This is a genomic window from Joostella sp., assembly GCF_048266025.1.
GTDB lineage: Bacteria > Bacteroidota > Bacteroidia > Flavobacteriales > Flavobacteriaceae > Galbibacter > Galbibacter atrarenae.
On the sequence record NZ_JBLXAF010000004.1, the window covers coordinates 26,028 to 46,606 of the forward strand.

18 protein-coding genes are annotated in these 20,579 nt (G+C 33.3%); 15 read left to right on the top strand and 3 right to left on the bottom strand.

Annotated elements, in window-relative coordinates; all coding sequences use genetic code 11:
• The first annotated feature begins 77 nt into the window (after positions 1-77).
• The 5 genes from ACN0TY_RS08920 (at position 78) to guaB (ending at position 7,889) form a co-directional block, all read left to right on the top strand.
• Positions 78-1,295: a DUF4856 domain-containing protein gene (locus tag ACN0TY_RS08920; protein ID WP_417444217.1), complete on the top strand. Its 1,218-nt coding sequence runs from the start codon at positions 78-80 to the stop codon at positions 1,293-1,295.
• Positions 1,296-1,336: 41 nt separating this feature from the next.
• Positions 1,337-2,449 carry an imelysin family protein gene (locus ACN0TY_RS08925; RefSeq protein ID WP_417444218.1) on the top strand — a complete coding sequence of 371 codons (1,113 nt, stop codon included), beginning with the start codon at positions 1,337-1,339 and terminating at the stop codon, positions 2,447-2,449.
• Between the two features lie 28 nt (positions 2,450-2,477).
• On the top strand, positions 2,478-3,827 hold the full coding sequence (locus tag ACN0TY_RS08930; RefSeq protein ID WP_417444219.1) for an HTTM domain-containing protein: 1,350 nt from the start codon (positions 2,478-2,480) through the stop codon (positions 3,825-3,827).
• Positions 3,808-6,249, top strand: a complete 2,442-nt coding sequence (locus ACN0TY_RS08935; RefSeq protein ID WP_417444220.1) for a TonB-dependent receptor domain-containing protein — start codon at positions 3,808-3,810, stop codon at positions 6,247-6,249. The genes ACN0TY_RS08930 and ACN0TY_RS08935 overlap by 20 nt, the downstream gene beginning before the upstream one ends.
• A gap of 167 nt (positions 6,250-6,416) precedes the next feature.
• Entirely contained in the window at positions 6,417-7,889 is a 1,473-nt protein-coding gene (guaB, locus tag ACN0TY_RS08940; RefSeq protein WP_417444221.1) for an IMP dehydrogenase, read from the top strand.
• An 89-nt stretch (positions 7,890-7,978) separates the two neighbouring features.
• Here guaB and ACN0TY_RS08945 read toward each other — a convergent pair whose 3' ends face one another.
• On the bottom strand, positions 7,979-8,224 hold the full coding sequence (locus ACN0TY_RS08945; RefSeq protein WP_236958908.1) for a hypothetical protein: 246 nt from the start codon (positions 8,222-8,224) through the stop codon (positions 7,979-7,981).
• 272 nt (positions 8,225-8,496) lie between these two features.
• On the opposite strand from ACN0TY_RS08945, the gene ACN0TY_RS08950 reads away from it, so the two are divergent.
• The 7 genes from ACN0TY_RS08950 (at position 8,497) to ACN0TY_RS08980 (ending at position 16,784) form a co-directional block, all read left to right on the top strand.
• Positions 8,497-9,369, top strand: coding sequence for a peptidyl-prolyl cis-trans isomerase (locus ACN0TY_RS08950; protein WP_417444222.1), 873 nt, complete (start codon positions 8,497-8,499; stop codon positions 9,367-9,369).
• Between the two features lie 12 nt (positions 9,370-9,381).
• Positions 9,382-10,848, top strand: coding sequence for a peptidylprolyl isomerase (locus tag ACN0TY_RS08955; RefSeq protein ID WP_236958906.1), 1,467 nt, complete (start codon positions 9,382-9,384; stop codon positions 10,846-10,848).
• A 6-nt stretch (positions 10,849-10,854) separates the two neighbouring features.
• Positions 10,855-11,808, top strand: a complete 954-nt coding sequence (locus ACN0TY_RS08960; protein WP_236958905.1) for an AAA family ATPase — start codon at positions 10,855-10,857, stop codon at positions 11,806-11,808.
• A 328-nt stretch (positions 11,809-12,136) separates the two neighbouring features.
• Positions 12,137-14,401: an aconitate hydratase gene (locus tag ACN0TY_RS08965; RefSeq protein WP_417444223.1), complete on the top strand. Its 2,265-nt coding sequence runs from the start codon at positions 12,137-12,139 to the stop codon at positions 14,399-14,401.
• 112 nt (positions 14,402-14,513) lie between these two features.
• The gene (locus ACN0TY_RS08970) at positions 14,514-15,194 is read left to right on the top strand and encodes a Crp/Fnr family transcriptional regulator (protein ID WP_236958903.1); all 681 of its coding nucleotides are present in this window, start codon (positions 14,514-14,516) and stop codon (positions 15,192-15,194) included.
• Between the two features lie 57 nt (positions 15,195-15,251).
• The gene (locus ACN0TY_RS08975; protein ID WP_236958902.1) at positions 15,252-16,142 is read left to right on the top strand and encodes an anti-sigma factor; all 891 of its coding nucleotides are present in this window, start codon (positions 15,252-15,254) and stop codon (positions 16,140-16,142) included.
• A gap of 81 nt (positions 16,143-16,223) precedes the next feature.
• On the top strand, positions 16,224-16,784 hold the full coding sequence (locus tag ACN0TY_RS08980) for a TlpA family protein disulfide reductase (protein WP_236958901.1): 561 nt from the start codon (positions 16,224-16,226) through the stop codon (positions 16,782-16,784).
• Positions 16,785-16,786: 2 nt separating this feature from the next.
• Here the strand turns inward: ACN0TY_RS08980 and ACN0TY_RS08985 are convergent, their stop codons facing one another.
• Positions 16,787-17,686 carry a MerR family transcriptional regulator gene (locus tag ACN0TY_RS08985; protein ID WP_236958900.1) on the bottom strand — a complete coding sequence of 300 codons (900 nt, stop codon included), beginning with the start codon at positions 17,684-17,686 and terminating at the stop codon, positions 16,787-16,789.
• A gap of 223 nt (positions 17,687-17,909) precedes the next feature.
• On the opposite strand from ACN0TY_RS08985, the gene ACN0TY_RS08990 reads away from it, so the two are divergent.
• On the top strand, positions 17,910-18,857 hold the full coding sequence (locus ACN0TY_RS08990; protein ID WP_417444224.1) for an NAD-dependent epimerase/dehydratase family protein: 948 nt from the start codon (positions 17,910-17,912) through the stop codon (positions 18,855-18,857).
• 127 nt (positions 18,858-18,984) lie between these two features.
• Positions 18,985-19,608: an HPP family protein gene (locus ACN0TY_RS08995; protein ID WP_417444225.1), complete on the top strand. Its 624-nt coding sequence runs from the start codon at positions 18,985-18,987 to the stop codon at positions 19,606-19,608.
• On the opposite strand, the gene ACN0TY_RS09000 is transcribed toward ACN0TY_RS08995, so the two are convergent.
• A complete protein-coding gene (locus tag ACN0TY_RS09000; protein ID WP_417444226.1) occupies positions 19,597-19,965 on the bottom strand; it encodes a group III truncated hemoglobin in 369 nt (122 codons plus the stop codon). The two genes, ACN0TY_RS08995 and ACN0TY_RS09000, sit on opposite strands and share 12 nt — an antisense overlap.
• Positions 19,966-20,342: 377 nt before the next feature.
• On the opposite strand from ACN0TY_RS09000, the gene ACN0TY_RS09005 reads away from it, so the two are divergent.
• On the top strand, positions 20,343-20,573 hold the full coding sequence (locus ACN0TY_RS09005) for a hypothetical protein (RefSeq protein ID WP_236958896.1): 231 nt from the start codon (positions 20,343-20,345) through the stop codon (positions 20,571-20,573).
• Positions 20,574-20,579: the final 6 nt, after the last annotated feature.

Here is a 20,579-nt window from a genome sequence, read left to right on the forward strand (position 1 = left end):
ATCTAAATAAGTTTGTTAAAAGCGTTAACATAATCTATATTTGCTTCATATTTATATATATTAAGTCTAAATAAATTATGAAGTCAACATTTACAAAATCTTTATTAATAGCATCTTTAGCTATAGCATCGTGTTCAAGCGACGATGATAATATGGGAGGTGAAGAGGTTATAGAAGTCACTGCTCCTGTGAGTTACGTTTTTAATAGAGGGTCTGAAACTACAGTAAGTTTTACTGGTCAAACACAAAGAATTGCAATGGCTACTGAATTAGCATCTGCAATGATGGATTTTGATAATTCAAGTGAAGCTCTATTGTTAAATATGTATGCAAATGAAGAGAATCCTTTCTCTGATACAGCTTTAAACGAGTCAGGTAAGAGTATAAAAAGTAAAGTTGCGGCTTCTGCAGAATACTTTGCAACTAATACTGTGTTAAGTAATGAAATTAAAACAAAATTAGAAGGGTTTCTTTCTTCTCAGGTAAATGAAGTTTTTCCTAATCAAGAAGTTGTTGCTGAAAAAGGAGTAGCTGGACAGATTACTGGAGTTGGATCAACAAGAATACGTTACGTAAGTGCAAATGGTTTGGAGTATAATCAAACTTTTGCTAAATCTATTATTGGTTCGTTAATGTTAGATCAAGCAATTAATAACTATTTGAGTGATGATGTTTTAGATCAAGGAGATAACAGAAGTAATAATGATGATGATATAGTAGAAGATGGTAAAAACTACACTACTATGGAACATAAGTGGGATGAAGCTTATGGTTATTTATACGGTGCTTCTCAAGATCCTACAAACCCAAATTTGACATTAGGTGATGATCGTTTTTTAAATAGCTATTTAGGACAGGTAGATGAAGATTCTGATTTTAATGGAGTTGCTGCAAATGTTTTTGATGCTTTTAAGTTAGGAAGAGCTGCTATCGTTGCAAAAAACTACGAAGTTAGAGATGAACAAGCAGAAATTATCCAAGAAAATCTTTCAATAGTACCAGCTGTAAGAGCTGTTCACTATTTGATGGGAGGGAAAGCTTCTATTGAAGCGGAAGATTTTGGAAGTGCTTTTCATGAATTGTCAGAAGGATATGGTTTTGTTTTTAGTTTACAGTTTACTCATGATCCAGAAACTGATGCTCCTTATTTTTCAAGTTCTGAAGTAAATGGGTTTATAGATCAGATGATGCAAGGAGAATATGGTTTATGGGATGTTTCTCCTGAAGTGTTAGAGGAAATCTCTGAAGAGATAGCTGCAAAATTTGGTTTTACCGTAGCACAGGCAGTAGATTAATAAGTCTAAATTGAATTGATATACTTTCAATATATAATAATATGAAGTTAAATAAATGGATAGGGTTAATAGTAACCTTAGTTGTTCTGGGTTGTAGCTCTGATAGTAGTAATAATGATGGAGATGAAAACCCTACTGGAGGAGATAATGATTTTAACCGAAAGAGTATATTAACAAATTGGGCAGATAATTTTATCATGCCTAATTATACGGCATATGTTAGTGCAACTTCTAAACTTACAAAAGCTGCAAATGATTTTGTTGTAGAAACTAATATTCAGAGTTTAACAGATCTTAAAGTTGCATATAAAGAGGCTTATTTGTCTTGGCAGCATGTGTCAATGTTTGAGATTGGGGAAGCTGAAAGAATTCAATTAAGAAATTTCACAAATATCTATCCAACTAATAAGGCTAATATAGATGCCAAAACTGGAGGATTAGAAAGTTATAATTTAGAGTTACCTTCTTCATTTTCAGAGCAAGGATTTCCAGCTTTAGATTATTTGCTTTATGGTACAGGAGAAACCGATGAGATGGTTTTAGCGTATTTTGAAGACCAAGTAGCAGCAAAAGATTATTTGCTAGCATTAGTAAATAGATTGGATAAATTAGGTTCGCAAGTTTTAGAAAATTGGAAAACAGGATACCGTGATACATATGTTAATAATGATAGTGATGCGGTGAATGCTTCTTTTAATAAAACTGTAAATGCATATGTGTCTTATTATGAGCGTTTTCTTAGAAGTGGAAAGGTGGGAATCCCCGCAGGTGCTCTTTCAGGGCAACAATTTCCAGATCGTGTTGAGGCTTACTATGTTAATGATATGTCTAAAGAGTTGTTTTTGAAAGCACTGGACGCTTCTAAGGGTTTTTATTTAGGAACTGGAGCTACTAATATTTCTGGAGCTAGTCTTTATGATGCTCTAAAGGGGTTAGATCAAAATGAGCTTGCTGACGATATTTCAGAACAGTTTGATGTGATTAGAGAGGAGGCTTCAAAATTAAATGATAGCTTTTCTTATGAAGTTGAAAATAATAATAATGCTCTTATTGGGTTGCGAGATTTGTTGCAAGTAAACACTATTTTGTTTAAAAATGATATGGTTTCTGCTTTAAACGTGACAATTTCTTATCAAGATAACGACGGAGATTAGTATATAGTTGTGCTAATTGAATTAAGAAATGAATAACTATATAAAACATTATTTAAATACTTACACGGAGGCCGCCCCATTGGCGGTCTTTCGTATTTTTTTTGGTATAATGATGTTTTTGAGTATTGTACGTTTTGCTTTAAGAGGTTGGATAGATCAGCTTTATATAGAACCAAATTTTTTCTTTTCTTACTATGGTTTCGAGTGGGTTAAACCATTAGGAATTTATACGTATTTAATATTTATTATTTGTGCGGCTTCTGCAATCGGAATTGCTGTGGGCTATAAGTATCGTCTTTCTACAATCGTGTTTTTTATTAGCTTTACGTATATAGAGTTAATGGATAAAACTACTTATTTAAATCATTACTACTTTATATCATTACTTAGTTTTTTAATGATTTTTCTACCAGCTAATGCTTATTTTTCTGTTGATGCAAAAAACGATGGAGCTTATTATAAAATGCCGAAATGGACTATAGATAGTATAAAATTGCTCCTAGGAATAGTGTACTTTTATGCTGGTTTAGCAAAGTTAAATAGCGATTGGCTTTTTAAGGCAATGCCTTTAAAAATATGGCTTCCTACTCAATATGACTTGCCATTAATAGGAAGCTTGTTACAGCAAGAGTGGATGCATTATTTCCTTAGCTGGAGTGGAGCTGCATACGATCTCTCCATTCCTTTTTTATTGTTGAATAAAAAAACGAGGCCTTATGCATTTTTTGCAGTTGTGTTTTTTCATGTATTAACAAGGATTTTATTTCCTATTGGAATGTTTCCTTTTATTATGATAGTAAGTGCTTTAGTTTTTTTTGATGCTAGTTTTCATATAAAAATTTTAGAATTTTTAAAAAGAGTATTTCGCTTTAATACTTCAGAAAAAAGAGAGTTGTACCCTGTGTATAAGGTTAAAAAGATTTTAGTGCCTATGCTGGCTGTTTTCTTTTTTATACAATTATTAATACCATGGCGTTATTTAGCTTATCCAGGAGAGTTGTTTTGGACAGAAGAGGGATTCCGTTTTTCTTGGAGGGTAATGTTAATTGAAAAAACAGGATATGCACAATTTAAAATTGTAAATAGTAAAACAGGAAAGTGGTTTTATGTAGATAACGCCGATTTTTTAACTCCCTTTCAGGAAAAAGAAATGGCTGCACAAGCCGATTTCATACTTGAATACGCGCATTATTTAGGTTCTCATTTTGCTAAACAAGGTCACGAGAATCTAGAAATTTACGTAGATAGTTTTGTAACACTTAACGGTAGAAGAAGTACAAGGTTTGTAGATAATAAAACCAATTTATTAAAAGAAAAAGAATCATTCCAGCATAAAGACTGGATATTACCTTTCAAAGATGACATTAAAGGACTTTAAAGTAACATTATTTTTTTTATTTAGTTTAACTACGTTGTTCGCACAACATAGTGTAAGTGGAGTTGTGAAATCTTCAGAAACAAACAACCCAATAGCTGGAGTAGAAATATACGATTCTCAATCGGGGCAGTTAGTGCAAACCGATAGTGATGGTATTTATCAGTTAAATAATTTAAAAGAAGGGACTCATGTTATAACTGTTTTTTCTTATGAATTTCAAATTATTGAAGACACAGTGTTAGTAAATGGTGATCTAAGTAAAGACTATACACTACAAGCGCTTAACGAAAAACTTTCTGAGGTTGTTATAACTAGGCAAAAGGAAAAGGTGTTTGCTCTTAAAAAATTGCGTGATGTTGAAGGGACTGCTATCTATGCAGGGAAGAAAAGTGAAGTAGTGGATATGGAGCAGATTGTAGGAAATACAGCTGCGAATAATCCAAGGCAAATCTACTCTCAGGTTGTTGGTCTTAATATCTATGAAAACGGTGACGCAGGTTTACAATTGAATATTGGAGGTCGTGGTTTAGATCCTAATAGAACAGCAAACTTTAACACAAGGCAGAATGGATACGATATTAGTGCAGATGTTTTAGGGTATCCAGAAAGTTATTATACACCTCCTGCGGAAGCTTTGAGTGAAATACAAGTGGTGAGAGGAGCTGCTTCTCTACAATATGGGACTCAATTTGGAGGACTTGTGAATTTCAAAATGAAAAAACCTAATCCAAATAAAGAATTAGAGTGGGTAAGTAGACAGACACTAGGTTCTTATGATCTTTTTACTAGCTTTAATAGTTTAAGTGGTACGGTAGGGAAATTAGAATACTATACCCATTTTAATTACAAAGAAGGGGGTGGGTTTAGACCGAATTCTGAATTTAATTCTAGAAACTTTTATGTCCATTTAGGGTATAATTTCACAGATAATACAAAGCTGAGTTTAGAAACTACATTATTAAATTACTTAGCAAAGCAACCAGGTGGGCTTACAGACGCACAATTTGAAGAGGATCCTACTTATAGTAATAGATATAGAAACTGGTTTCAGGTAGATTGGCGTTTGTATTCATTGTTGTTTGAGCATCAGTTTTCTTCAAAAACCGACTTTAGTTTAAATGTATTTGGATTAGATGCTACAAGAGATGCTCTAGGTTTTAGAGAAAATAGGGTGGATCAAGTAGATGAAGGGAATACACCTAGAGATTTTATTTCTGGAGATTTTAAAAATTGGGGTGCAGAAGCTAGATTGTTACATCGTTACAAGATAGCAAAAAGGGATGCCGTTTTCCTAATAGGCTCTAAATATTACCAAGCAAATAATTCTGAAATCCAGGGGCCAGGAAGTGATGGAAGTGATGCGGATTTTAAATTTTATTCTGACGAATTTCCAAACTATCCTAGGCAGTCAGATTTTACATTTCCAAATCGTAATATTGCGGTCTTTGGAGAGAATGTATTTAATATAGTAAAGGGGTTTTCTGTAACCCCAGGGTTTCGATTCGAATATATAAAAACAGAAAGCGAAGGGACTTACAAGAATATAATTCTTGACCTAGCAGGGAATCCTATTCTTAATGAAGAATTGGAAGATAATAGGTTGTTCGATCGTTCTTTTGTGCTGTTAGGACTTGGTTTAAGTTATAAACATGACGCTTCTTTGGAGTTGTACGGTAATATATCTCAAAATTATCGTTCTGTTACCTATAATGATATTCGGGTGGTAAATCCATCATTTACTGTGGATCCTGATATAACAGATGAAGATGGTTATACAGCCGATTTAGGTGTAAGGGGGAAACTTTCAGATATTATTACTTACGATGTTAGTGCTTATTTTTTATCATACAACAACAGAATTGGAGTTATTAGCAGAAAAATAAGTGATATTGAAGAGAAAAGATTTAGAGGCAATATAGGGGATGCAGTTATTTATGGTGTAGAGACTTTTGCAGAATGGAATCTTATTTCCACTTTTTTTCAAGATTATAATAACTGGCAGTTGAGTGTGTTTGCAAATACTGCATTTACAAATTCTGAATATATAAATTCAGAAGAGGAAAATGTAAAAGATAAAGAAGTTGAGTTTGTACCTCATGTAAATTTAAAAACTGGAATTAAATTTGGTTATAAAAATTTCCAAGGGAACTTACAATACACATATTTGTCTAGTCAATACACAGATGCAACAAATGCACCTAGAGATTTTAGTAGTTCATCGGGAATAATAGGGGAGATTCCTTCGTATGATATTTTGGATCTTTCTTTAGCCTATACATTTAGAAAATGGAAAATAGAAACAGGAGTTAATAATCTTTTAGATAATAGTTATTTTACACGAAGAGCAACTGGATACCCAGGTCCAGGAATTTTACCTGCAGAACCTATTACATGGTATACAACATTACAGTTTAAATGGTAATCTTATAATAACAGATTGATTTAAATACCTCCGTTTTTAGTAGTCTTTTGACTTAAAATTTTCTATTAATTTAAAAATAGAGTTAAGATATTCATAAAATAAAAAACAGGCATATACTTCCTAAAAAAAGCAGTATATTTGCGTGCAACTAAACTATAAGTTGCAATATGGAAGCTCACAATTCAAAGTTTGTTGGTGAAGGTTTAACATACGACGATGTCCTACTCGTTCCGAATTACTCAGAGGTTTTACCGCGTGAAGTAAGCATACAAACAAAATTTACAAGAAATATTACGATTAATGTTCCTATTGTCTCTGCGGCAATGGATACTGTTACCGAAAGCAGAATGGCTATTGCTATTGCTAGAGAAGGTGGAATCGGTGTTTTGCATAAAAACATGTCTATCGAGCAGCAAGCTTTAAAAGTAAGGAAGGTAAAACGTGCCGAAAGTGGTATGATTATCGATCCTGTGACTTTGCCATTAACTGCAAATGTTGAGGATGCTAAAAATAGTATGCGTGAGCATAGTATCGGAGGGATTCCTGTGGTAGATGATAATGGATTCTTAAAGGGAATTGTAACGAATCGTGATCTACGTTTCGAAAAAGAAAGTTCTCGCCCAATTATAGAGGTGATGACAACTGGAAACTTAGTAACTGCAGCAGAAGGAACTTCTTTAGCTGATGCTGAAGAAATTTTACAAAAGCACAAAATTGAAAAACTTCCTGTAGTATCAGAAGATAATAAACTTATAGGTTTAATCACTTTTAGAGATATTACTAAGCTTACTCAAAAACCTATTGCAAATAAAGATGTTTTTGGGCGTTTGCGTGTTGCTGCAGCTATTGGTGTTACTGGAGATGCTTTGGATAGAGCAAAAGCTTTAGTTTACGCAGGAGTAGATGCAGTAGTTATAGATACTGCTCACGGTCATACAAGAGGAGTAGTTACTATTTTACAGCAAGTAAAAACTGAATTCCCAGATTTAGAGGTTGTAGTAGGGAATATTGCAACTCCTGAGGCAGCTAAATATCTTGTGGAGAATGGAGCAGATGCTGTAAAAGTGGGAATTGGTCCTGGTTCTATTTGTACAACTCGTGTTGTGGCAGGAGTAGGTTTTCCACAATTCTCTGCAGTTTTAGAAGTAGCAGCAGCTTTAAAAGGAACAGGAGTTCCTGTAATTGCTGATGGTGGAATTAGATATACAGGAGATATTCCTAAGGCTATTGCAGCTGGTGCAGACTGTGTGATGTTAGGTTCTCTTCTTGCGGGAACAAAAGAGTCTCCAGGGGAAACTATTATTTACGACGGAAGAAAATACAAATCATATAGAGGAATGGGATCTGTTGAAGCCATGCAACATGGTAGTAAAGATCGTTATTTCCAAGATGTTGAAGATGATCTTAAGAAATTAGTTCCGGAAGGAATTGTAGGACGTGTTCCGTATAAAGGAGAGTTGTATGAAAGTATGCACCAATTTATTGGAGGTCTTCGTGCGGGAATGGGATATTGTGGAGCAGGTAGCATAGAAGATTTAAAAGATAATGGACGCTTTGTTAAGATTACTTCTAGTGGGATTCATGAGAGTCACCCTCATGATGTAACAATTACAAATGAAGCTCCTAATTATAGTCGTTAGTACTTTAGTTAGTTGATATAAAAAAGAGAGGCTTTTGTTGTTAAACAAAAGCCTCTCTTTTTTATAGAATTCTTCGGAAATAAAACTTGTTATTCTTCCTCTTTATAGTAAAGTCCTCGATGCGGTTTTAAGGCGTCTCTTACGGGTTTCATATGTTCTTGGTCTACAATTATAAAGGCTATAGCGTGCTCTTCGGGTACAATAACTTCTACACCAGCTTTTAAATAAGGAATCTTATCTATTGCCATAAACTCTTTTAAATGTATTTCATAATGTTTTGCAGTATCGTGTGCTGTAGGACTTCTAAAATCCCAAATGAGTTTTAATAATTGCATGAGGAGAAATTTTTTGTAAATATATTTATTAATAACCACGATTTAGCCTTAATCTTCTTCGTTTTTAATTTTCAGAATCGATGGGTATGCATGTCGAAAAGTATTTACTCCCTTTGGGTTTATTTAAGAGGAAGAGTTATCAGTTTGATTGGCTTTATGTTTCGAGGAATTATTGTAAACTATCTTATAGTGTTGTTAAAATGCTTGATTCATATAGGCTAATTATTATTTTTGTTCGAATTAAAGACTTTGCTTTAAGAATTAAATCAAGAATGCAAAAAATATATATAAGTGTATTTACAGTAATGCTACTGGTTTCCTGTAGTTATTTTAAAACGGAGCCTGTAGAAGAAGCTGTAGCAAAAGTTGGAGATAACTATCTTTTAAAATCAGATATAAAGAAGATTTTAAATAGTAATATATCTAGAGAAGATAGTTTGATTGTCGTGAATAACTATATTCAAAGTTGGGCACAGCAACAAATACTTTTAGAGAAAGCTAAAATTAATCTTTCAGAAGATAAACAATCAGAATTTGAAGATTTAATAAAGCAATACCGAGCTGATCTTTTTATAAATGCTTATAAGGAGGGGCTTATTGCTAAATCTATGGATACTACAGTAAGTCAAGAGGAATTGCAACATTTTTATGAAGAGCATAAGATAAACTTTAAGCTTAATGAAGATTTGGTGAAATTAAGATATATAAGTTTACCAAGTGGGTATGCAGATCTTGATCATACAAAAGAGGCTTTCCAAAGGTTTGACAAGGAGGATAAAGAATACTTGAAAAATTCAGCAATAAAATTTAAGGCTTATACATTTAATGATTCTATTTGGGTAAAATCATCTTCAGTAGTACAAAAAATTCCACAAATTAATACTGATAATAAAGATTCATACTTAAAAAAAGAACATTTTTTTGAGCTTTCCGATTCTTTAGGAGTATATTTGGTCGCTGTAAATGAAGTGCTTAATCGTACTGAAATGGCTCCTTTAGAATATGTAGAGCCAACAGTAAAGAAAATTATTTTGAACAAGAGAAAGTTAGAGTTTATAAAAAATCTTGAAAAAGATCTTTTAGATGAAGCTACTCGCAAGAAAGAGTTTGAAATATTTGAAATAAAAGAGAAGACAACAGAATAAAAAATAATCACAATGAACAAAATTATTTATGTAGCAGGATTTATGTTGATGTTTGCAATTACACCTGTATTAGCGCAAGAGGTAACTGCAGATTCCCTTGCGGTTACTACAAATGCAATAATTGCTGAGAATAATGATTCTTTAGCGGGTAATGCAGACGGAAATGCTGTTGTTGATACAACTGCTGTTGATACAACACGTGAGAAAATTGATGGTGTAACTGCCGTGGTTGGAGATTATGTAATCTTAGAGTCGGATATCGATAAGAGTTTTATCGATATGGAGACACAAGGAGCATCTACTAAAGATATTACTCGTTGCCAAGTTCTTGGAAGATTAATGGAAGACAAGCTGTATGCGCATCAAGCTATTCAAGATAGTATTGTTGTTTCTGATGCTGAAGTAAACTCTACTGTAGATCGTCAGTTAGATTTCCTAGTGAATCAAGTTGGTTCTATGGAGAAACTTTTAAAATTCTATAGAAAAAAGGATGAGCAGAGTTTTAGAGAAGAGTTGTTTGAAATAGTAAAAGCACAACAATTATCTTCTAGAATGCAAGCTAAAGTAGTAGAAGAGATAGAGATTACTCCAGAGGAAGTTCGCCAATGGTATGCTAAGCTTTCTGAAGATGAATTACCAGTATTTGGTGATGAGGTAGAAATTTCTCAGATTGTAAAAGTTCCTGAGCCTTCAGAAAAAGAGGTTAAAGAAGTTGTAGATAAATTAAATGAGTATAAAAGAGATGTAGAGGAGAATGGAGCCAGTTTTGCTATAAAACAAACATTATATTCTGAAGATCCAGGAAAAAACCAAGATGGAGGAATTTATAAGATTTCCAAAAGCTCTGGATTTGTTCAAGAGTTTAAGGATGCTGCATTTAGTTTAAAGCAAGGAGAGATATCTGAGCCTTTTAAGTCTGATTTTGGATATCATATTGTTTTTGTTGAAAAAATAAGAGGACAAGAAAGAGATGTGCGTCATATATTATTGCGTCCAGAAATATCTCAGGAAGCTATTGATGATACTAAAGCAGAATTAGATAGTATAAGAACTAAGGTTATTGAAGGGAAATTTACTTTTGAAGAAGCTGCTCGTAATTTTTCAGATGAAAAAGAAACTCGTTTTGATGGTGGGGTTTTAAGAAACCCACAAACATTTGACACGAAGTTTGAGCTTACCAAAATGGATCCTACATTATACAGTCAAATTAGTCCTTTAGAGGGAGATGAGATTTCTCAGCCGTTAATGGAAGAAACAAGAACAGGAGTTCAGTTTAAATTATTAAAAGTAGCTGAAAGATATAAATCTCATAAAGCAGATTACTCTCAAGATTATGTAAAAATTAAAGAGCTTGCTTTAAAAGAAAAGCAGTTTGATGAGATTGGGAAATGGATGGACGAGAAGATAAAAGACACATACATAAGTGTATCTTCAGGAAGTAGAGACTGTGATTTTGCTAATAATTGGTTAAAGAAATAATAATCCATGTCTGACGTTGCCGCTGTAGAAAACCTAGTAAAGAAGCATAAAGCCCTAAAGCAAGAAATTGCAAAAGTGATTATTGGGCAAGAAGAAGTTGTCGATGAAATTTTATTGGCGATATATTCTGGAGGGCACGCCCTTTTGATAGGTGTTCCTGGGTTGGCAAAAACGTTAATGGTTAATACAATTGCGACTGCCTTAGGTTTAGATTTTAAGAGGATTCAATTTACTCCAGATCTTATGCCTAGTGATATTTTAGGAAGTGAAATTCTCGATACAAATAGAGAGTTTAAGTTTCTTAAAGGACCAATTTTTGCTAATATTATCTTAGCAGATGAGATTAATCGTACGCCTCCTAAAACACAAGCTGCACTTTTAGAGGCAATGCAAGAAAGATCGGTTACAGTAGCTGGGCATCAATACCAGTTAAATTTACCATACTTTGTTTTAGCAACACAAAATCCAATTGAGCAAGAAGGAACTTATCCGCTGCCAGAGGCTCAATTAGATCGTTTTATGTTTGCAATAGAACTTGGCTATCCTTCTTTTGAAGAGGAGGTCGCTGTAGTGAAAGCAACAACTATAGATGTAACAACAAAAGTGAAGCCTTTATTTTCAGCTTCAGAGATCATAGAAATACATCATTTAATTCGCCGTGTTCCTGTAGCAGATAATGTTGTGGAATACGCAGTGAGATTAGTAGGTAAAACTAGACCTAATTCAGAATTGGCTACAGATTTGGTTAATGAGTATGTAGACTGGGGAGCGGGACCTAGAGCTTCTCAGAACTTAATTCTTGCGGCAAAAACACATGCGCTAGTAAATGGTAAATTCTCTCCAGACATAGAAGATGTACAAGCTGTGGCGACTGGAATTCTAAGACATAGAATTTTGAGGAATTATAAGGCTGATGCTGAAGGATTGTCCGTTGAGAAAATCATAACTTCCTTATTTTAATCTAATCGTTTTACTTCATTTAAAAAAGCTTATTTCTTAATGATAAGCGGGGTTTTTCTATAAAATAGAATATATTTTTTTAACAAAATACTACGACTTTGGTAGTCAATCTATTTATTTACTAAGGGGTTCTAATTTTTAGAGTTCATATTTTGACTATATCATAAAAAACGATATTTTATTTTACATTAAATTTATTGAAAATTATTTTTTCATGAATTATTTCTAAAATAAGATAGACTCCTGAATGTTTTCTTAAAAACTTTAATAACTCTTTGGTTTTTCGTATTTTCGCAGGACTTTCAAATTAAATAATATACAAAATAATATGGCTTTTGATATTGATATGATTAAGAAGGTTTATGCTACTATGGCTGAACGAGTAGACAAAGCTCGTGAGCTAACAGGTAAGCCACTAACCTTATCGGAGAAAATTCTTTATTCTCACCTTTGGGAAGGGAAACCAACAGAGGCTTTTACAAGAGGTAAAGATTATGTTGATTTTGCACCAGACAGAATTGCGTGTCAAGATGCAACTGCTCAAATGGCACTTTTACAGTTTATGCAAGCTGGAAAACCAAAAGTAGCGGTTCCAACAACGGTACATTGTGATCACTTAATCCAAGCGAAACAAGGTGCTGCACCAGATTTAAAGCGTGCAAATGAAACAAGTAATGAAGTATTCGATTTTCTTGGTTCAGTATCTAATAAATATGGAATTGGTTTCTGGAAACCAGGAGCTGGAATTATTCACCAAGTAGTTTTAGAAAACTATGCATTCCCAGGTGGAATGATGATTGGTACCGATTCTCACACTGTAAATGCAGGTGGATTAGGAATGGTAGCTATTGGTGTTGGTGGAGCTGATGCTGTAGATGTTATGGCAGGAATGGCATGGGAGCTAAAATTCCCTAAGCTAATTGGAGTAAAATTAACAGGAAGTCTTAACGGATGGACTTCAGCAAAAGATGTAATTCTTAAAGTAGCTGGAATCCTTACTGTAAAAGGAGGAACTGGAGCAATTATAGAATATTTTGGAGAAGGGGCAAAAAACCTTTCTTGTACTGGTAAAGGTACTATTTGTAACATGGGAGCTGAAGTAGGAGCTACAACTTCTACATTTGGTTATGACGATTCTATGGAGCGTTATTTACGTTCTACAGATAGAGCAGATGTTGCAGATGCAGCTAATGAAGTACGTGAATACTTAACAGGAGATGATGAAGTTTATGCTAATCCTGAGCAGTATTTTGATGAGGTTATTGAAATCAATTTAGATGAATTAAGACCACATTTAAACGGACCTTTTACACCAGATTTAGCTACTCCAGTTGGACAGCTAGGTGAAAAAGCTAAAGAAAATGGTTGGCCTTTAAAAGTTGACTGGGGATTAATCGGATCTTGTACTAACTCTTCTTATGAGGATTTAACAAGAGCTGCTTCTATTGCAAAACAAGCGGTAGATAAAAAGATTAAAGCGAAGTCAGATTTTGGAATTAATCCAGGTTCGGAGCAAATACGTTTTACTGCTGACCGTGATGGAATCCTAAAAATATTTGAAGACTTAGATGCTACAATATTCACAAATGCTTGTGGACCTTGTATTGGTCAATGGGATAGAAGTGATTTAAAAGGAGAAGAGAAAAACACTATTGTGCATTCATTCAATAGAAACTTCTCGAAACGTGCGGATGGTAATCCAAATACGCACGCTTTTGTAGGGTCTCCAGAGATGGTTGCTGCAATTGCAATTTCTGGACGTTTAGACTTCAACCCGATGACAGACACACTTCTTAATGAAGATGGAGAAGAAGTAAAATTAGATGAGCCTAGAGGTATTGAGTTACCGCCAGAAGGATTTGCTGTAGAAGATGCAGGATATGTAGAACCTTTAGTTGATGGTACTGGAGTTAACGTTTCTGTAAGTCCAGATTCAGAAAGACTACAGTTATTAACACCTTTTGAGCCAATAGGAAGTGAAATTAAAGGAGCTAAATTGTTAATTAAAGCTTTTGGTAAGTGTACAACAGACCATATTTCTATGGCTGGACCTTGGTTACGTTACCGTGGGCATTTAGATAACATTTCTAATAATATGCTTATCGGAGCTGTGAATGCTTTTGGTAAGAAAACAAACTTTGTAAAAAATCAATTAACAGGTGAGTTTGGAGGAGTTCCAGATGTAGCTCGTGATTATAAAGCAAAAGGAGTTTATTCTGTAGTAGTTGGAGATCATAACTATGGAGAAGGTTCTTCTAGAGAGCACGCAGCAATGGAGCCTAGACATTTAGGTGTTGCCGCTGTAATTGTAAAATCTTTTGCTCGTATTCACGAAACAAACCTTAAGAAACAAGGGATGTTAGGATTGACTTTTGCAAATGAAAACGATTATGATCTTATTCAAGAAGATGATACTTTCAACTTTTTAGATCTTAATGAGTTTGCGCCAGACAAGCCTCTTACATTAGAGATTGTTCATGCAGATGGATCTAAAGATGTTATTAAGTTAAATCATACTTATAACGATTCTCAGATTGCATGGTATAATGAAGGATCTGCATTGAATCTTATTAAAAAAGAAAATGCTTCTTAGGTAAGTATTCAGAATATATATTGAAAGCTCTCGAGAAATCGGGAGCTTTTTTTTGTAAGTACTTGATCATTTTATCGACTTTATTACTAACCAGTAACTTAAAATCATCAAAATGGCATGTACATGGTCACTAATAGACGTAAATCTTTTTAATATTCTATGTCCGCATAAGTTTGATAATTATAAAGAGGCACATGTTTTTCAGGAATATTCTAAGGAAGATTATATATATTTTGAAAAAGATAATTCAGATAAGATCTTTCTGATAGAAAGTGGAAAAGTGAAAATTGGTTACTATACAGAAGATGGAAGAGAGATTGTAAAAAGTATTCATGGAAAAGGAGATGTTTTTGGTGAAAAAGCAATTATAGGCGAAGAAAACAGAAATGAGTTCGCAATGGCATTGTCCGACACAAGTATCTGTTGTTTGTCTTTGGATACAATTTTGGACTTAATGAGAGACAATCAACACTTCAGCTTAAAAATATATAAGTTTATAGGACTTCGTTTTAAAAAGATTGAAAGACGCTTGTCAATACTGCTATTTAAAGATGCTAAATCTAGACTTGTAGAATTTCTAAAAGAACTTTCAGAGGAATACGGATATGATTGTAAATACACAGGGAATCGTATTATAAAACATCCCTATACACAAAAAGATATGGCTAGTTTACTGGGAACTTCTAGGCCTACTCTTAATTGTTTGTTTAATGATTTAAAGGATGAAGGACTGCTAGTTTATGATAGAAAAGAGATTATTTTATCTAAAAATCGAGAAATGTTAGCTAGCTAACATTTCTTGGGTTTTACAATTCATAACTTAGACTTATAATAATTAAATCAAAATGTTATGAAAAAAATTATAAGAAATGGTTTGGCAGCATTGCTTGTGGGATCTCTTTTGTTTGTATCGTGTAGTGATGATGACGATAATAATGGTGTAGATGTAGATACACTTACATTAAATATTGATGGCCTCGAAGACCTTGGAGCTGATTATATGTATGAAGGTTGGATTATAGTTAACGGAAGTCCAGTGAGTACTGGAGTATTTTCGGTGAATGCAGACGGAGAACTCTCTCAGACAGATTTTGCTATTGAAGAGTCTATATTGGACGCTGCAACTACATTTGTTCTTTCCATAGAGCCAACAAATGATTCTGATCCTGCTCCAGCAGATACTAAAATATTAGTGGGTGATTTCTCTAATGACAGTGCCTCATTAACAACAGGAATTGTGGGAGACTTCAGTGGAGCTACAGGTAGTTTTTTCCTAAGAACTCCAACTGATGAAACTGGAACTAATAACGGGAATGATGAAAATGGAATTTGGTTCGGAATTCCTGGTGCACCTCCTGCAGCAGGACTAGATTTACCAACACTTCCAGCTGGTTGGGTTTATGAAGGATGGGTTGTAGCAGAAGAAGGCCCTTTAAGTACGGGGACGTTTACAGAATTTGATGCTGTAGATAGTGGAAACCCTTTTAGTGGTACAGAGGCAAATGCTGGCCCACCAGTGCCAGGTGAAGATTTTTTCTTAAACGCACCTGATGGTTTTACTTTTCCTTTAGATGTGAGAGGGAAGACGGTTGTTATTTCTGTTGAGCCTTCTCCAGATAACTCTCCTGCGCCATTTACTTTAAAACCTTTGGCAGGAGCTGCAGGAACAGAGACTGCACCGACTACACATGATTTAGGGTTGAATTTAGGTAGTTTACCTACAGGATCTGTAACTAGATAAATTAACGTAATATTAAATATATCATTGCTGAAAAAGTGTACTTTCATAAATTGTGAAGGTGCACTTTTTAATTTATAAGTTTTGAAGATAGATAAATCAAAGATTAGTAATTTACTTTTCCTAGTACTAATATTAGTAATTTTATTTACTCCTATTGGTACGCATGTTAAGGTTTTTGTTAATAGAATTTTTGCTTTTACACCAGGGATTGAGTCTGTTGAAAGTCGTGAAGTACTGAAGGACTATAATTGGAAGTTGCTTAATCAGAATGGAGAGCATTTTAATTTAGAAAGTGCTAAAGGGGAGATTTTATTGATTAATCTTTGGGCTACTTGGTGTCCTCCTTGCATTGCAGAAATGCCTTCTTTTCAAAAATTGTATACCGATTATGGTGATCAGGTTACTTTTTTGTTTGTAAGCAATGAGAAGCAAGAAGTAACAACAAGTTTTGTTGAAAAGCATAATTATACTTTTCCTGTTTATAGCGCTTTAGCAAATGCACCAGCACAATTATCATCAAGCTCTATTCCGGCTTCTTACCTTATAAATAAGAGCGGTGAGATTGTTATAAATGAAAAAGGAGCAGCTAATTGGAACAGTGATAGCGTGAGGGAGCTTTTAGATAATCTAATAAAAGATTAGTGCTATAATCTTTCTATCGCTTCATTTATTTTATGAAACAGCGTTACGTTATCAAATTTCTCAGAGAGCTCTAAGTTTATGATTTGATGCCCTAGAACCCAAATATCATGCTTTTTATCAGTATTGATGCAATCATTTAACTCTTCTAGATAAGTTTCTACTAGTTCTTTTGCTGGGCTGATTGTAAAATAAGAAAGGAAAATAATATTCTCATGATGATTGGCTATGTTTTGAAGCCCATGAATAGGAAGTGTTTGTCCCAGATAAATAGATTTGTATCCACGGAGCATAATTTCATAGTTCAAATAAAGAAGTCCAATTTCATGAATTTCATTATCAGGAAGAAATAAAACAAACACCTTGCTATTATTTGTTGGATTAGCTTGCTGAAGCTTTTCGGTGTTTATAATAATCTTCTGTTTGATAAGATGTGTTATAAAGTGCTCATGAGCGGGCGTTATTGTAGCCGTTTGCCATAACATTCCCAATTCTTCTAAAAAAGGAATGAATACATCAAAAAATACTTCACGAAAAGATCTCTCTGCTAAAAGGTTATTATAAACAGCATAGAAAAGTGCTTGATCAAAATTCATCATAGCCATTTTCAAATCATTTAAAATATGGCTTTCATTAGTGTTTTTAGAAGAGATTTCTCTTACCAATATTTGAATATCAGCATCAGAAATTTTAGCAATTTTAGATATTTTATATCCGTTGTTATATAATGAAGTTATGTTTAAGAGTTTTTGTAAATTTTTCAGAGAGTAAAACCTAATATTAGTTTCAGTTCTTTCAGGCTCTAATAAGTTGTAGCGTTTTTCCCATATACGTATGGTGTGAGCTTTTATACCTGAAAGATTTTCTAGGTCTTTTATACTGAAATTTTCCTTTACAATGTTCATGCTAAATAAGAAATTCTTTAAACAAAAGTAATGATTTTATAGATTCGATGACTAGCTTTGTCGTAAAAAAGTATCAGCCTACTAATTAGGCATATTTTAGGTGGATTATTTCTTTAAAAAAATGTTATTTGTAGGGATAATCTTTTAAAAATTAAAGATATTTGCGAAAATGAAAATTTAAACTTTTCAAAAGATTATTTTTTAAGAATTTTTAAATATATATATGGTCAAAATATTAATTACAGGAGCAGGAGGACAACTAGGATCTGAACTTACAGCAGCTTTAGCAGATAAGTACGGAGGGGATGCTATTATTGCTACAGATATCAACGAGGCTGCAAAAGCGAAGTTTGATTACTGTACCTTTGAAGTGTTAGATGTTTTAGATAACGATCGTTTAGAAGCTCTTGTTGAGAAATATAAAATAACTCAAGTATACCATTTGGCAGCAATTTTGTCTGCTGTAGGAGAGAAGAATCCATTGTTTACTTGGAAATTAAATATGGATAGTCTTTTAAATATACTTGAGCTTGCAAAGGCAGGGAAGATAGATAAAATATATTGGCCATCTTCGATTGCTGTTTTTGGGAAGAATACGCCTATGGATAATACACCTCAAGATTGTGTTATGGATCCAACTACAGTATATGGAATCTCAAAACTTGCTGGTGAACGTTGGTGTTCTTATTACTTCGAAAAGTATGGAGTAGATGTGCGTAGTATTAGGTATCCTGGTTTAATTGGATATAAATCTGCTGCCGGAGGTGGAACTACAGATTATGCTGTAGAGATTTTTGGAGCAGCTATAAATAATGAAGAGTTTGAATGTTTCTTGAAGGAAGATATGTATTTGCCTATGATGTATATGCCAGATGCAATTAAAGCGACATTAAATCTTATGGACGCTCCTAAAGAGGATATTAGTGTACGTTCTTCATATAATGTGTCTGCGGTTAGTTTCTGTCCAAAAGACATGTATTCTGTGTTGTTAAAATACTATCCTGATTTTAAAATTAAATATAATCCAGATTTCCGTCAAGAAATTGCAGCTTCATGGCCAGATAGTATTGACGATACGAGAGCTAGATTAGACTGGGATTGGCAACATGACTATGATCTTGAAAAAATGGCTAAAGATATTTTAAGTCATATGGTGGCTGAAAAGGCATAGTCTTTTTTAATTATCAACTATTTACATGATTTTGTTTGATTATTTCAATTTATAGCCTAACATTTTCTAGTGAATTATTTTTGCAGTGAGTTTGAAAAATAGTTCACTAGGAAATTTAATATAGGCATTGAAAAAACAAATAAAAAGAAGCGCTAGAATAACAAGGTATGTTGTTTATAAAGAGACTCTAATAGATATAAGAGAACATTTTTGGTCTTTTGTAGGAGCCTTTATAGGAATAGGTTTGATGGCTTTTTTTCATAGTGAGTCTTTAACAGACTATGAAAATTTATTTTTAATAGGATCTTTCGGAGCGTCTAGTGTACTCGTATATGGATCAATACAAAGCCCATTTGCGCAACCAAGAAACTTAATTGGAGGTCATGTTATATCTGCTTTAATAGGTGTTACAGTATTTCAAATAATGCCAGATATCATTTGGATTACCGCGCCTTTAGCGGTAGCACTTTCGATAGTATTAATGCAAATAACCAAAACATTGCATCCTCCAGGAGGTGCAACAGCTCTTATTGCTGTAATAGGGTCTGAAAAGGTTAAAAGTCTTGGGTATATGTATGTGGTTTCTCCAGTTCTTACAGGTTGTCTTATTTTGTTATTAGTAGCTTTAATATTCAATAATATAACTTCAAGCAGACAATATCCTACCGACAGACGGTATACACGTATTTTTAGGTTAAAAAAGAAGATAATAAACAAAAAAGTCCTTAAAAAAGTAGGGCTAGCTTCTTAGGTATTTAATTTTGTAGAGGAACATTTCAGCCATTTTTTCGGCACGCCATTTCGCTTCATCAGCCTTTTTTCCACTAAAGTTTTCTTCAATAGTTGCAAAAAAAAGAGATTTCCAACGATCAAAATGTTCCTTAGAGACTTGAAGTTTTGCATGTGGAGCAAATGGACTTCCGTAATAAGTATGATTATCTAATAATACAGTTTCCCAAAATGTGTACATTTTTTCTAGATGAATAGGCCATCTATCCTGAATGATATTATTAAAAATATCTTTTAGTAAATCATCTTTTCTAACTCTATCATAAACATCATTGACAAGGAGTTTTACATCTTCTATGTTACTGATATCTTTTTCCATCTTTGTTATATAAGGATGACAATTAATTGATATTAGGATTGTTTTATAAATGCACAATCTTTTAGTTAGAGTGCCATGTAATTTATATCTGCAAAAGTACGTCTTCATTATTCAAGGTAAAAGTAAAGTAGTGGTGTATTTCCATGTGATAGAAAATAAACTATATTAAAATAAATTCAACTCTCTTTTTTATTACTTAAAATGATTCTAAATATCATTATATTTCAATTAGTTAAGTTATTTTTTTTGTAATTTAACAATAGAATATGGTTTTATGCCTAGTTGAGGATATTTTTATTTTGGTATGATTAAAGTCATGTTCTAACAACTATTTCCCCCGTAATTTTATACATATACATTTAATTAATTATTAATATATGCCTATTAAAAGTTATATAGTACTTCCATATGATGGGGAAAAAGAAGCCTTAATAAAAGACTTACAATTAATTTCTGGTTGCGAAATAGCAGAAGCTTCAAATGAAGAGATTTTGCTCTTAGTAACAGATACAGAAAATGAGTCTGAAGAAGATCTACTCAAAGTCAAATTAGAATCCATCCGAAGCTTAAAATTTTTAGCAATGGTATCTGGATATAATACTCCATAAATTATA

Excerpts from the sequence above, each read along its gene's own strand:
- ACN0TY_RS08920 (WP_417444217.1), top strand. The coding sequence starts at position 78 with ATGAAGTCAACATTTACAAAATCTTTATTAATAGCATCTTTAGCTATA.
- ACN0TY_RS08925 (WP_417444218.1), top strand. The coding sequence starts at position 1,337 with ATGAAGTTAAATAAATGGATAGGGTTAATAGTAACCTTAGTTGTTCTG.
- ACN0TY_RS08930 (WP_417444219.1), top strand. The coding sequence starts at position 2,478 with ATGAATAACTATATAAAACATTATTTAAATACTTACACGGAGGCCGCC.
- ACN0TY_RS08935 (WP_417444220.1), top strand. The coding sequence starts at position 3,808 with ATGACATTAAAGGACTTTAAAGTAACATTATTTTTTTTATTTAGTTTA.
- guaB (WP_417444221.1), top strand. The coding sequence starts at position 6,417 with ATGGAAGCTCACAATTCAAAGTTTGTTGGTGAAGGTTTAACATACGAC.
- ACN0TY_RS08945 (WP_236958908.1), bottom strand. The coding sequence starts at position 8,224 with ATGCAATTATTAAAACTCATTTGGGATTTTAGAAGTCCTACAGCACAC.
- ACN0TY_RS08950 (WP_417444222.1), top strand. The coding sequence starts at position 8,497 with ATGCAAAAAATATATATAAGTGTATTTACAGTAATGCTACTGGTTTCC.
- ACN0TY_RS08955 (WP_236958906.1), top strand. The coding sequence starts at position 9,382 with ATGAACAAAATTATTTATGTAGCAGGATTTATGTTGATGTTTGCAATT.
- ACN0TY_RS08960 (WP_236958905.1), top strand. The coding sequence starts at position 10,855 with ATGTCTGACGTTGCCGCTGTAGAAAACCTAGTAAAGAAGCATAAAGCC.
- ACN0TY_RS08965 (WP_417444223.1), top strand. The coding sequence starts at position 12,137 with ATGGCTTTTGATATTGATATGATTAAGAAGGTTTATGCTACTATGGCT.
- ACN0TY_RS08970 (WP_236958903.1), top strand. The coding sequence starts at position 14,514 with ATGGCATGTACATGGTCACTAATAGACGTAAATCTTTTTAATATTCTA.
- ACN0TY_RS08975 (WP_236958902.1), top strand. The coding sequence starts at position 15,252 with ATGAAAAAAATTATAAGAAATGGTTTGGCAGCATTGCTTGTGGGATCT.
- ACN0TY_RS08985 (WP_236958900.1), bottom strand. The coding sequence starts at position 17,686 with ATGAACATTGTAAAGGAAAATTTCAGTATAAAAGACCTAGAAAATCTT.
- ACN0TY_RS08990 (WP_417444224.1), top strand. The coding sequence starts at position 17,910 with ATGGTCAAAATATTAATTACAGGAGCAGGAGGACAACTAGGATCTGAA.
- ACN0TY_RS09000 (WP_417444226.1), bottom strand. The coding sequence starts at position 19,965 with ATGGAAAAAGATATCAGTAACATAGAAGATGTAAAACTCCTTGTCAAT.
- ACN0TY_RS09005 (WP_236958896.1), top strand. The coding sequence starts at position 20,343 with ATGCCTATTAAAAGTTATATAGTACTTCCATATGATGGGGAAAAAGAA.